The sequence below is a fragment of the Gemmatimonas phototrophica genome (assembly GCF_000695095.2).
GTDB lineage: Bacteria > Gemmatimonadota > Gemmatimonadetes > Gemmatimonadales > Gemmatimonadaceae > Gemmatimonas > Gemmatimonas phototrophica.
Genome location: NZ_CP011454.1, coordinates 3,942,468 through 3,956,032 on the forward strand (window position 1 = coordinate 3,942,468; position 13,565 = coordinate 3,956,032).

Consider the following 13,565-nt stretch of genomic DNA (forward strand, 5'->3'; position numbering starts at 1 on the left):
GTCACTTCATGTCATGCGTTGAGGATACGAACTCCATGCGCCCGTTCCTTCTGTGGTGTTGTGCGATGGCCGTGATGGCTGTGATGGCGCCGGGTACGCTGCCCGCGCAGGGGCGCGCTGCGGATTACCAGCGTTCCGACAGTTTGAACAAGCGGTTCCAGGGGCTCGCCGTTGGCATGACCGAAACGCCGCGCTGGGTGTCCGACACCCGCTTCTGGTATCGTGTCTCCGCGCCGGGCGGCTTTCGCTTTGTGCTGGCCGATGCCGCCGCGCGCCGCACGGCGCCGCTCTTTGATCACGCCAGAGTAGCAGCCGCGCTCTCCCACGATACCGTGACGTTCACGCCGGTCACGCTGCCGTTTTCGGTGGTAACTCTGGAGGGCGACAGTGCCTTCACGGTTGTGGTGGAGCGCATGCTGTGGCGTTGCGCCCTGCCCGACACGCGCTGCATCAAGGTGGGACCGGCCCCATTGCCTGAAGGAGGCCCTCGCGGCGGCGCCCGCGCGCCGGACGTGCATGATTCGTTACCCGACGAGGGTCCTTCGCCGGAAGAGCAGGAGGCACGGGAGGAAGTCTCCCGGCTGTTCCAGCCACCGGTACGCGGGCAGCAGGACACGCCACGCAAGAGTCCAGATGGCGCTCTGGAGGCGACCGTACGCCAGTTCAATGTGTACACCAGGCGCGTGACGGGCCCGGATACCGCGTGGCAGCCACTCAGTTACGATGGCCGCGAGTCGTCGCCGTATTCGGCCGCGTCTATCCGCTGGTCTCCCGACAGCCGGAAGCTGGTGGCGTGGCGGGTCACCCCCGGCGATCGCCGCATGGTGAAGTATGTGCTCTCGTCGCCGGCCGATCAGTTGCAGCCACGTGATACGGCACGCTTCTACGAGAAACCCGGCGATGCCCGCGATCTGCGCGAACCCGTGCTGTTCGACCTCGCGTCGCGTCGCGCCATTCTCATTGCGCAGACCCACTTTCCCACTCCGTATTCCATTTCGCAGCCTGCGTGGCGCAATGATTCCCGCGCCATCTCGTTTGAGTACAACGAACGCGGGCATCAGCGATATCGCATCATCGAAGCCGACGCGGAGTCGGGCGAAACGCGTGTCGTGCTCGAAGAGCAGGCCAGCACGTTCATCTATTACAACACGACGAACGATGGACTTTCATCGGGGAAGCGCTACCGGTTTGACATCGGTGACGGCGCCGAAGTGCTCTGGATGTCCGAGCGGGATGGCTGGAATCATTTGTACCTCATGGATGGCGCCACGGGTGCCGTGAAGCAGCAGATCACCAAGGGGGCGTGGGTCGTGCGCCACGTGCAGCGCGTTGACACGGTGAGCCGGCAGATCTGGTTCTCCGGCAACGGACGCAACAGTGGCGAAGATCCGTACCTCCTGCACTATTATCGCGTGAACTTCGACGGCTCCGGACTGGTGGATCTGACTCCCGCCATTGGCAATCATGCGGTGACCTGGTCGAATGACTTTGCCTATTTCGTGGATCAGTACTCACAGGTGAATACCGCGCCGATTACTGAGCTGCGCCGCGCCGATGGGACGCTCGTGATGCCGCTGGAACAGGCCGACCTGTCGGCGCTTGTGCGGGCCGGCTGGCGCGCCCCCGAGGTGTTCGTGGCCAAAGCGCGCGATGGGGTGACGGATATCTGGGGGGTGATGTTCCGCCCCACGAATTTTGATCCGCGAAAGCGCTACCCCGTCATTGAGAACATCTATGCCGGACCGCAGGGATCGTTCGTCCCCAAAAGCTTCAGTGTCATGAACGGCATGCGTTCGTTGGCCGAGTTGGGCTTCATCGTGGTGCAGATGGACGGCATGGGGACCTCCAATCGTTCCAAGGCCTTCCACGATGTCGCGCACAAGAATCTGGCCGATGCCGGCTTCCCTGATCGCATTCGCTGGCATCAGGCCGCGGCCGCACGCTTTCCCTGGTATGATGCCTCACGCGTCGGGATCTACGGCACCTCCGCCGGTGGTCAGAACGTCATGGGAGGCATGCTGTTCCATCCTGCCTTCTACAAGGCCGCGTTCTCGGCCGCCGGCTGCCATGACAACCGCATCGACAAGATGTGGTGGAATGAGCAATGGATGGGATGGCCAATTGGCCCGCAGTACGCGGCGAGCTCAAACACCGAGCATGCGGCCAAGCTCCAGGGGAAGTTGCTGCTGGTGGTGGGAGAATACGACACCAACGTGGATCCGGCGTCCACCCTGCAGGTGGTCAATGCCCTCATCAAGGCCAACAAGACCTTTGATCTGCTGGTCATTCCCAACGCCGATCACACCAGCGGTGGCCCCTATGGTGACCGCAAGCGCAACGATTTCTTTGTGCACCATCTGATGGGACTGGAACCACCGGATCGTAATCGTGCCGCAGATCAGGCCCGCAAGTGAGCCGCGTGGCTGGGGATCTTCACGTCAACGACAGGTCCCCAGCCAGTTGGCGGGAAAGCGCACGAAGCTGATGGCGTCGTACGAGCCACGCTCGTAGAGCATCCCCACGGTGTGTTCATCGAGGAGCGCCATGGTGGAATACGCCGAGGGGCCGGGCACCATCACCTTGCTGAATGGCCAGGTGCGTCCGTTGTCGCACGACAGCCGCACCGTCAGCCGTTGACGCTCGGCGCGGTCGCCCGTGTTGCTGAACAGCAGCGCTCGACGCGCGCCCTGTCCTATGGCCAGCAGCCCCGCGTTGTTGGCCGGATCCACCCGCAGGGAATCTGGCCGCGGTGTACTGTAGGTCACGCCACCATCGTGGGAGTCGGCCACGAGACGAAAGGGACGGGCCCGCGAGTCGAGACGCACGGTCCCGTCGGGGAGTTCCACGAGTTCATGCTCGTCCATGCCCGGGCCAACGAGTGCGCCCATCCGCCACGTGGCGCCGTGGTCATCGCTGATCAGCGATGCGGCATACACGCCCTCTGCCCGCTTGATCACCACCGGCTGCAGCAGCCGGCCGCGATGCTTTCCGACCGCCAGCTGCACCCCCGCTCCCGACGATCCGAACAGCCCGCCCCACGTCGGATCTTTCACCTGAGAGGTGAGCCGTCGATGCTGCCACGTCTGGCCCTCATCGTCCGAGGCACTGACATCAACGTGCAGGATGTTCGGATCGTCATCACGATTACCGGTGCTGCTGCCAAAGAAGCCCTGGCGAATGGACGCTACGTGAAAGAGAAATACGCGTCCGGTGTGGTGATCGACCACGAAACTCGGATCGCCATATCCGTACGGAACGGTGTCGCGACGCACGGTCTCACGAGGCCCCCAGCTGCGCCCGCCATCGGTGCTGCGTCGTAACACGAGGGCAATGTTGCTGGGGACATCGGCCATGGTGGGGCGAGCATCGTAGGCGGCGAGTAACGTTCCGCGTCGCGTGACTGCAAGGGCCGGAATTCGATAGACTGGCGCGCCGACGCCCCGGACATCGAGATCCACCACGTGCGGGACGAACAACGCGGAGTTCTCGCGGTGTGCGGACCCATGACGACATGCGGCAGCGAATACAGCGGGACTCACCAGCAGCAGGTGGGATAGGAGGCGGAACCAGCGACGCCGGAGCCCACTCATTCCCCTGAGTTGTGGCTTTCGCATGTGGCGGTGCACGTCCGGATTGATCACGGTGCTGCGTACACGCTGTTGCGCCGCCACACAGCACGGCGACCGCAGGCCAATGCTGAGTCCTGCGACGAAAACACGCGGTCCGGCCAGCGGTTCCAGAAGACCCCCGGATTGACGATGGACGCACGCACTATTTTGCCTGGCGACGACGCGCCGTCAGGAGAACGGCGATTTCATCCGGCCGAGGATTCACGAAATCCAGCCGGGTACGGCCGTCCGGAAGCGTGGTGAGTGTCGCCGGGATGCTGCTGTTGGTGAGTATCCATCCGGCGGGAAGCACAACCGCATTGGCTGGACGGCCAAAAACGCGATCCCACACGAGCAGTTCGCCGTCAAGGCGGTAGCGGGCGGCGTCGGTGTATGTCTCTGACATCCGGAGTCGTACACTGGAGCCCGGCCGCACGGGCGGAAACCGGAAGACAACCGCCTCCGTGGTGGCGGTCACGTCGGAAACGTTCAGTCGGGCCGCGGTTATGGCGCTGCCCTTGAGGATGTCGAATGCCAGTCGCTCACCGGTATCCAGATTGCGCGCTGACGGATTGCTGACGGTGCTGCCGGCGCGAACGACGTTGATATAGTGATCAACGCCCTCCCGATCTTCGGTGTAGTCGTGATACAGATCAAACGCGTGCGTTTCCGGCTGCTGGAGGAAGTACACGATCTCCCGGTTTTGCACCGCCCGTTCCTGCAGCCGTGACACCAGGGGAGCGGGCAGGGGCGCCGCGGTACGCTGCATGGCTGACGATGGCAGCGCACGCAGCACCAGGGGAGCTTCCGCAGGCGTGATGTTCCAGAAGCTCACGGTCAGACGTCTGTCGGCCTCCTGCAACAGTTGCGAGGGATAGTTGCACGACAGCAGTTCATACCCGACTGGCAACACAATGGCATTACGCTTGATACCCAGCGGCCGATCAAACACGATGGTATCACCACGAACGAAGTAGCTCTTGTGATCCTCATACGTTTTGTCGATACGTACGCGGGCTTCGCCCCCACTGTCCGGCACCGGACGAGCCAACGTGACGCGGATGTACTGTTGTGACGTGTCACTTACACGCACACCGCCGGCCCGGGCCACACTTCCGCCTACCACATCAAAGACCAGTGGCTGTCCTGACGCCCGATCGACGACGCGTTCGTCGGTGGCGATGCTGCCGGTGCGAATCGGATTGAAATAGTAGCGCGCCCCGGCGGTGGTGGCGGTGACGTCGTACAGGATGCGAAACTTGCCGCTGCCCGGCGCCAGCAATTCATAGCGGGTGTAGGCGTCCGCTTCGGTTTGACGAAGCGGCACCTGTCCTGCTGCTGGCGCCCCTGCCAATACACCGGCCAGCGTGAGTATTACGGTGAACACGCGCGCGGTAGTCATGGGCAAGGTGAGGAGAAGCGATGAAGTGTGTTTGGGCTCCGCAGTGGCGATGCAGAGTCAGGTGCTGCTGAAACTACTGGTTGCCCCCACGCTCCGCGATTCGCACCACGAACTGGGAATTCCGTCGGGGAATGCCTGATGAAGTCACAAGCGGAGTGGACGATACCAGTATCCGGTGCGCCCGACGTTGAGCGCGGCAGGTCCCTTTCTTCGAACTCCACCATGTCCGCCGCCACACGCGCGACGCCGACCGGCATCGAACGCCCGTTTGCGCTTGAAGAGATCATTGTCTCCAAAACCGATCTCAAAGGGCACATCACCTATGCCAACGACATCTTCGTCCGGGTGTCAGGGTACGAGGAGCACGAGCTGATCGGCCAGCCGCACGCCGTCATCCGTCATCCGGAGATGCCGCGGGCCGTTTTCAAACTGCTCTGGGACACCGTTGAGTCAGGGCGCGAACTGTTCGCCTATGTGAACAACATGGCGCGCAATGGGGATCACTACTGGGTGCTGGCCCATGTCACCCCGTCCTATGATCGCGAAGGGAAAATCGTGGGGTATCACTCCAATCGCCGTGTCCCCGAGAAGAGTGCACTGGCCAAAGTGATTCCGCTGTACGATGCGCTCCGCGCGGCTGAACGCCGCCATAGTGACCGAAAAGATGGACTCGTGGCGTCAACCGCGATGCTGGAAGGCGTCCTCGCACAGGCGGGCATGTCATATCACGAGTGGGTCTGGACTCTCTGAGGACGCGCGCCATGGGCACTATGATCATCGAACTCGACACGTTGGCCACTGTCACCGCGGAGCGGGATGCGCTGCGCGCCGAGTTGGCGGCGCTGCACGACGGCATCGCGCGGATCGTTGACGTCTGCGAGCGTACCGCGGAAGGCGATCTGGAACCCCGAGTGCTGGGGATCCCGCGCGATGGCCCTCTGGGTGGATTATCCAGCGGGATCAATCGACTGCTGGACTTGACGGACGCCTTTGTGCGGGAGGCGCGGGCGTCGCTGCAACACGCCAGCCGCGAACAGTACTGGCGGCGCGTGCTGGAACGCGGATTGCCCGGTACCTACCGTGGCGCGGCGCGGTTGATCAACGAAGCCACCGATCAGATGTCCGCCAAGACACAGCAGCTCAAGAACGCGGAGATCTCACGCCTGCGGCTGGCCGATGAGTTTGAAGCGGCGATCAAGGTGGTGGTGGATAATGTTGCTGCGGCTGCCACCGAAGCACGGGCCACCGCGGAATCACTCCTGGGCACGGCGGATCACACCACGACCCGTTCTACCATCGTAGCGGCGGCGGCGGAAGAGACCAGCCGCAGCATGGATGCCGTAGCAGCCGCCAGTGAAGAGATTGCGGCAACCGTGAGCCATATTGAGGGACAGTCCCGTCAGGGGCTCGACGTGGCTGGCGAAGCAGTGATGGCCGCGCGACATGCGGGTGCCGTGGTCACGGGCCTGGCGCAGGCGTCGGGGCAGATCTCTCGTGTGGTAAAGCTGATTACCGATATCGCGAGTCAGACGCGCCTGTTGGCGCTCAACGCCAACATTGAGGCGGCACGCGCGGGCGAATACGGGCGCGGTTTTGCCGTCGTCGCCAGCGAAGTGAAGACGCTGGCGACGCGCACCGGCGATGCCACGGGCGAGATCGAGAAACAGGTCCACGACATTCAGAAGGCCACCAACGATGCGGTCGAGGCCATTGAATCGATTGGTGGCGCCATCAGCCGTATGCACGATGTGTCGTCGTCGGTCAACGAGTCTGTGCAGAGTCAGCGCCTGGCCACCGACGACATCACGCGCAACATCCACGAGGCGGCGACCGGCACGCGCGAGGTGACGGTCAGTATATCGGCCGTGTCACAGTCGGCGGCCGATACGAGTACCGCCGCAGGGCACCTGTCGCAGGCGTCCGGTGAACTGTCCCGTATGGCCGAGCTGTTGCAACAGGAAGTGGCGCGGTTCCTGGCGGGCGTGAGGAGCGGAACGTCCCAAGCGACGTGACATTGCAGTGCGTGTCAAATGGCTGGCGAGTTGCCACGGCAGAGTTAGCTTCTGCAGATGAGCACCTGCATAACTGGTAGTCGGCGGCCTCGGCGCGGCGCAGGCCGAGCGAGATGGTTGCCAGTCGCACTGGTGCTCAGCGCTGTACTGAGCGCGCCAGTGCCCGGGCAGCAGGTGCGTCCCCTTCAGATTGATGATGCGGCGTACACCTTGCTTGGCCGCCGCGAAGGGTTGCCGGACGGTCCGTTGTATTGGTTGTCCACGGGCAACGACGGCCAGCTGCTGGCGGGAACGTCCGATGGCGCGAGTCGATATGTCGGCGGCGCCTTTGTGAAATTTCCCGCTATCCCAGAGCGCCTGCGACCTACGGTGCGGGTGGTGTACGATCAGCGGAACGGCGACCGTGTGTTTGCGGACGTGTTCAGTGTTCACATCCAACGGAAATCCGCGTTCATCACTCACGCCCCCGTGGGCGAAGAGCGGGGCACCATTTTCTCGGCGCTGTCGATGCCATTCGACGAGCCGTCCGAACAGGTCATCGTGGGCACCAGCACCGGGCCCTACGTACTGCGTGCGTCTGGACAGTTCGCCTCCCTGCCACTGCCCCCCACCATGGAGCGGGCTGACGCGATGGTGGCCACACGGTCCGTCAACGGGACGGATGAGTTATGGGTGGGCACCCGGGGCGGCGGTGTGGCACGCTGGCGTGCAGGCGAGTGGAAGCGCTTCACGGTAGCCGACGGCTTGAACGACCTGCGTATTGAACACATCGCGATGGCGCCTCCAGGTGACTCAGCCATTGCGATCGCGTCTACGCCCAGCGGTGCGTTTGTACTCGTGGGGGCACGCTGGCGGGCCGTTGGTCCGCGGGTTAACGCATCACGTGCCCTCCGAGTGATGGTGGGCGACCGGCTCGAAACGTGGATTGGGACGTTCAGTGGGGAGCTGTACCGGAGTCTCGACGATCAGCACTGGCGTGCCCTGGATGTGCCGGCGCGCGGGTCACGGGTGCAGGTACTGCAGGCATTTACGCACGGTTTGGATCGCCCCGTCGTCTACGCAGGATTCCGCAGTGGCCTCTTGCTGCGATTCCGGGTCGGTATTGCCGGCCGGGCGCTGCTGCCAACTCCGCTGGATAGTCGCCCGGTCACCGCCGTATCACAAAGCGCCTCCGACGGATCATTTTGGACGTGGCACATGGGTATTGGCGCGGTACGTTTTCCCGATTTGTTGGAGCGCCGCCCTACCGTTCAGCCGTTCATTGAAGTGAATGGGCCAGTCCGCCTGAGCCTCGCCCCCGGCGGCCCTGTCCTGCCTCTGTATGTGGCCACCGACCACCTCATTGATCGATTCGAACCTGGCGGCGGTACCCGGGTATTGACGACCCCCGTGGGTTCCGGCATCCGGGATGTCCAGCAGCTGCAGATCCCGGAGATGGGGGCGCGGGTTGTGGCCTATGGCTTGGACCAAGGCTGGTACACGGACGGCGGCGGACGGTTGCTGCCGTGGGTCGGTTTTCCGACTGCGACTCGAGTCCTGATCGAAGACCGTACGACCACGCCGAAGCGGCTGTTGGCTGTGCGTCAAGACCGGGTAGTTGAATATGCACGGGGACGCTGGACGTCCTTGGCAGGCAGCACACTGCCACTCGCGGGATCTGTGCTCACGGCTGCGTCCCTCCGCTTGGCCAGCGGCGAGTGTGCCCTGTTGGTGGGAATGACCGAGGGGATTGCGCTGCATCGGACCTGTGGGGGGCCTCCCCAGTGGCGCGTCTTTGCCGATTCGACGCTCCCCGGGCTGCCGAGTAATGAAATCACCGGTATCACGATCTTGGCCGGGGATCTGGTGGCTCTCGGAACCTCGCGCGGAGTGGTCGTGGTTCAACCTGGACCATCGTACAAGGACGGGCTGCGTATCGTGCGGACCTTTACGGCGGCCGATGGCTTACCGGCGTCGAACATTTTCGCATTGGGACCGGTGGACCGGGACGGTCGCCTCTGGGTGGGGACCTCCCTCGGGATGGGATTTGTTGATCTGTCAGTGCTGCCGATCCCCATCGCACTACCAGAAACTCCCGAGCTCAGCATCACCCGCGGTCCGGATCAGCGCATCGCCGATGGGGCGTCGCTCGCCGCCACGACCACGTTTCTGGATCTGGAGGCATTCGCCACCACCAACCATCGTGATGACGAATTGCGCTTTCGTTTCGAGCTTGATGGTGAGGCCCTGCACACGACGGATTGGATTGAGCGCAATTCGATTCGTCTGACCAGCCTCACTCCCGGTCAACATGTTGTCGCTGTACAGGTCCATGATTACGACGGGCGCCGATCCCTCGTGGCCACACGAACCTTCACCGTGTTGTTGCCATGGTGGCGTCGGCCGGCCTTCCTGCTGCTGGCACTGTTCGGAACGGTGGGATCAGCCATTGTTTGGGAGCGGGCGCGGCTTGCCGCCACGAGGGAGCGGGCGCGTGTCCTTGAGGAAAATGAACAACGGCTTGCCGCAAGCGAACTCCGTTTCCGCCGCCTCTTCGAGGGAGGGACGGCGCCGCAACTCCTGCTGACGGAAGGGCGGATCCGTCAGGCGAACGCCGCCCTTGGGACAATGCTGGGAGTGTCGGCGGACACTTTGGCTGGCGCCGATGCGGAATCGCTGTTGCCGGGGCTGGCTTCACATCTGCACACGACATCGGTGAGTGCGGTCTGGGATGGCGTCCTGACATACGGCGACACCCTTCACATGCCGGTGGAACTGCACCGTACACGCATTGTGCTGCCGGAACAGGTGATCGAGCATCTCGAGGTACACGACCTTCGTGAACAACAACGGCTCGAGCGCGAGCGTGAGGCCCTTGAAGTACAGCTGCGCACTACGCAGCGTCTCGAATCAGTGGGCACCCTGGCGGGCGGCGTTGCCCACGACTTCAACAATCTGCTCACGGTCATTCACACCAACGCCGAACTGGTGGCGAACGACGTCTCTCCGTCGAGTGACTCTGGTCAGGCACTGCAGCAGCTCTTGTTGGCCAGTACCCGCGCCCGGGAAGTCGTGCGACAAATTCTGACGTTCAGTCGCCACGCGACCCCGCAGCAGGTGCCCGTGATGGTGAAGACGCTTCTAGAGGAAACGGAATCACTGCTGCGGGCTACGGTCCCCACCACAGTCCGATTGGTGATCGACAACACCGCAACTGATGCGGTAGTGCACGGCGACGAAACACAGCTGCAGCAAGTGCTGCTCAACCTCGGCTCAAACGCTGAACATGCCATGCGAGCGACCCTTGGTGGTACGCTGCGTATTTCGGCTGCATGGGTTGAGGACGCGGAACGTCCATTGCAGATGAGCGTCCAGGACACCGGCGTTGGCATTCCTGACGATGTGCGCTCTCGGATGTTTGAGCCATTTTTTACGACCAAAGCCGTTGGTGAGGGCACCGGGCTTGGCCTCAGCGTGCTGTACGGCATTGTCCAGAGCCACGGCGGAACGGTGCACGTGCACTCACATGTTGGCGAAGGTACGCGGGTGGATATCCGACTCCCTGCATCGCGAACAACACTGTCGGCAAGCACCGTGGCCGCTCCGGTATATGCTGCTGTGGGCGACCCTGCCCGGATCCTCGTTGTGGATGACGAAGAGGCGGTGCGCACGTCCGTGGCTCGCGTGTTGACCCGTCGTGGATTTGTGGTCGATACCGCAGGACATGGCGAGGAAGCGCTGGCGCGGATCGCTACGTCGCCTGCGTTTGCCTTGGTCATTACTGATCAGACCATGCCCGTCATGACCGGGTGGGAGTTCGTTTCGCGACTCCGCTCCGCCGGCAACAGTATTCCGGTGATCATTGCGTCCGGGTACGGACTGAGCACGGATCAGTCCACTCTTGAACAGGTCCCCAAGCTGTGGCGTATTGACAAGCCCTTCAGCACCGACGAGCTGGTGGGACTTATCCACACCATCCTCGAGCAGCGCGCTTGAGCACTCATCCCGGGAAGATGCCGGTGCTGAGGTAGCGGTCACCACGATCGCACACGATGAAGACGATTGTTGCGTGCTCCAGTTCGGCCGCCAGACGCAGCGCAATCACGCACGCCCCCGCCGCCGATGGGCCACAGAAAATGCCCTCCTCGGCCGCCAACCGACGCGCCATCTGCTCCGCATCTACCTGCGAGACCAACTCCACCCTGTCCACCCGGGCCGGCTCATAAATGGTGGGCTGGTATGCTGCTGACCATTTGCGGATCCCGGCAATCTGCGAACCGTCAGCGGGCTGCGCCCCCACGATGGTGATGTTCGGCTGCACCTGCCGCAGATAGCGCGAGACGCCCATGATGGTCCCCGTGGTCCCCATGGCACTCACGAAGTGGGTAATTGTCCCGCGCGTATCGCGCCAGATTTCCGGACCGGTGGTTTCATAATGCGCGCGCGGATTGTCCGGATTGCCAAACTGGTCCAGCACACGCCCTTCACCTTGTGCCTGCATTTGCATCGCAACATCGCGAGCGTACTCCATGCCACCGGCCGCGGCCGGCGTCAAGATGAGTTCGGCCCCGTACGCCTTCATGCTGGCGCGCCGTTCGGCGCTCAGGTTATCCGGCATGATGAGCGTCATGCGATACCCGGTCATGGCGGCAATCATGGCCATGGCAATACCGGTGTTGCCGCTGGTCGCTTCGATCAGGCGGTCGCCGGGCCGAATCTCACCACGTGCTTCAGCTCCCCGGATCATGGACAACACCGGACGATCCTTGACCGACCCTCCCGGGTTGTTCCCCTCGAGCTTGCCGAGCAGGGTGACCCCGCGCGCCTCGATGGTGGGGCCGGGCAACCGCTGCAAGCGCACTAATGGCGTATTGCCGATTGTCCGGTCAATCGTGGGAAAGGGCTGTCCGGGAGCGTAGGTCATGCTTCAAAAATAGCCGATGGACCAAGGCGAACGGGGCGCCACTCGACCGTCTCAGCGCCCACCGGGGACTATCCGTCAGTAGTATACGCGTGGTGGCGCCGTCGTTCGCCGCCCAGCCCCTTTCGCCGAGGATTGCTCGATGACCCGCTCCCCTGCCCGCTGCACGCCCGCTGTGCGTGCGGTGGCGCTTTCCCTCTTGTGGACAGCCACGCCGCTGGCCGCAACGCTGGGCGCCCAGGCGGCGCTCCCCAAGCCGGCGGCCAACACGGCACCGATGCTTACCGGACTGGATGCCGCCACCGAGAAGTACGCGGCCATTGCCAAGCAGATCTGGGGCTTTGCCGAAGTGGGCTATATGGAAGAGAAAAGTTCAGCGCTCCTCCAGTCCGAACTGCGGAGTGCCGGCTTTGTGATCACCTCCGGAATTGCCGGTGAGCCCACCGCCTTTGTGGCAGAATACGGCAGTGGCAAACCCGTCATCGCCATTCTGGGCGAGTTTGATGCCCTGCCGGGGCTGTCTCAGGAGGCCGTGCCGGAACGCCGGCCCATCAAGCCAGGAGCCCCCGGGCATGGGTGCGGGCACCATCTCTTTGGGACCGCCAGCACGGCCGCGGCCATCTCCATCAAGCAGTGGATGATTGCCAATCACGTGAAAGGCACGCTGCGCATGATCGGGACCCCCGCCGAAGAAGGCGGGTCCGGGAAGGTGTACATGGTGCGTGACGGCGTTTTCAATGACGTGGACGCCGTGATTGCGTGGCATCCGGGGGATGAAAACGCGGCCACCGGCGAGCGTACCATGGCCAACATCACCGGCAAGTTCCGCTTTCACGGCATTTCGTCGCATGCCGCCGGTGCGCCGGAGCGGGGCCGGTCGGCGCTCGACGGTGTGGAAGTCATGAACGTCATGACCAACTTTCTGCGCGAACATGTGCCCGACGCCACGCGCATTCACTACGTGGTGACGAATGGCGGCAAGGCGCCCAACGTCGTGCCCGATGAAGCGGAGGTGTACTACTACGTGCGCCACGTGGACATGAACGTGGTGAAGGACGTCTGGAGCCGCGTGGTGAACGCCGCCAAGGGGGCCGCCATTGGGACCGGCACGACGTACGACCTGCAACTCATTGGCTCGGTGTACTCACTCCTCCCCAACGAAACGCTGCTCCGTGTGGAACAGCGCGCGCTGGAACGTGTGGGGGGCTACACCATGAGTCCGGAGGAGCGTGTCTTTGCCGAGAAGCTGCAGAAGAGTGAAACGTTCGTCCCGGTGGCGCTCGAGGCCACCCAGAAGATCAAGCCGCTCGTGATTGGCCAGGCCGGCTCTGCCTCCACCGATGTGGGCGATGTGAGCTGGGTGGTCCCGACCGTACAATTGGGGACGGCCACTTGGGTCCCCGGCACGACCGCGCACTCGTGGCAGGCCGTAGCGGCGGGCGGCATGAGCCTTGGCACAAAGGGCATGATGGTGGCAGCCAAGACCATGGCGCTCACGGCCGCTGATCTGTTTGTCTCGCCGGCCACGCTGGCCGAGGCGAAGAAGGAATTCGACGCCAAGCGCGGCCCGAACTTCAAGTATGAAACGCTCATCGGCAACCAGAAGCCGCAACTCGATTACCGCAAAGGCACCTCCAACTGAC

Annotated in this window: 8 protein-coding genes; 5 read left to right on the forward strand and 3 right to left on the reverse strand. The window is 63.3% G+C overall.

Features of this window, described 5'->3' with window-relative positions:
* Nucleotides 1-35 precede the first annotated feature (35 nt).
* The gene (locus GEMMAAP_RS16655) at nt 36-2,414 is read left to right on the forward strand and encodes a prolyl oligopeptidase family serine peptidase (protein WP_026848304.1); all 2,379 of its coding nucleotides are present in this window, start codon (nt 36-38) and stop codon (nt 2,412-2,414) included.
* Nucleotides 2,415-2,438: 24 nt separating this feature from the next.
* On the opposite strand, the gene GEMMAAP_RS16660 is transcribed toward GEMMAAP_RS16655, so the two are convergent.
* A complete protein-coding gene (locus tag GEMMAAP_RS16660; protein ID WP_053333598.1) occupies nt 2,439-3,476 on the reverse strand; it encodes a sialidase family protein in 1,038 nt (345 codons plus the stop codon).
* Between the two features lie 295 nt (nt 3,477-3,771).
* Nucleotides 3,772-5,010, reverse strand: coding sequence for a hypothetical protein (locus GEMMAAP_RS16665; protein WP_026848303.1), 1,239 nt, complete (start codon nt 5,008-5,010; stop codon nt 3,772-3,774).
* A gap of 222 nt (nt 5,011-5,232) precedes the next feature.
* On the opposite strand from GEMMAAP_RS16665, the gene GEMMAAP_RS16670 reads away from it, so the two are divergent.
* From GEMMAAP_RS16670 to GEMMAAP_RS16680, 3 genes are all read left to right on the forward strand, one after another.
* The gene (locus GEMMAAP_RS16670) at nt 5,233-5,760 is read left to right on the forward strand and encodes a PAS domain-containing protein (RefSeq protein WP_026848302.1); all 528 of its coding nucleotides are present in this window, start codon (nt 5,233-5,235) and stop codon (nt 5,758-5,760) included.
* A 20-nt stretch (nt 5,761-5,780) separates the two neighbouring features.
* Nucleotides 5,781-7,022 carry a methyl-accepting chemotaxis protein gene (locus tag GEMMAAP_RS16675; RefSeq protein WP_053333597.1) on the forward strand — a complete coding sequence of 414 codons (1,242 nt, stop codon included), beginning with the start codon at nt 5,781-5,783 and terminating at the stop codon, nt 7,020-7,022.
* A 132-nt stretch (nt 7,023-7,154) separates the two neighbouring features.
* Nucleotides 7,155-10,997: an ATP-binding protein gene (locus tag GEMMAAP_RS16680; RefSeq protein WP_026848300.1), complete on the forward strand. Its 3,843-nt coding sequence runs from the start codon at nt 7,155-7,157 to the stop codon at nt 10,995-10,997.
* Nucleotides 10,998-11,001: 4 nt separating this feature from the next.
* Here the strand turns inward: GEMMAAP_RS16680 and cysM are convergent, their stop codons facing one another.
* Nucleotides 11,002-11,925, reverse strand: coding sequence for a cysteine synthase CysM (gene cysM / locus GEMMAAP_RS16685; protein WP_043579361.1), 924 nt, complete (start codon nt 11,923-11,925; stop codon nt 11,002-11,004).
* Nucleotides 11,926-12,064: 139 nt separating this feature from the next.
* On the opposite strand from cysM, the gene GEMMAAP_RS16690 reads away from it, so the two are divergent.
* Entirely contained in the window at nt 12,065-13,564 is a 1,500-nt protein-coding gene (locus tag GEMMAAP_RS16690) for an amidohydrolase (RefSeq protein ID WP_082821423.1), read from the forward strand.
* Nucleotide 13,565 lies beyond the last annotated feature (1 nt).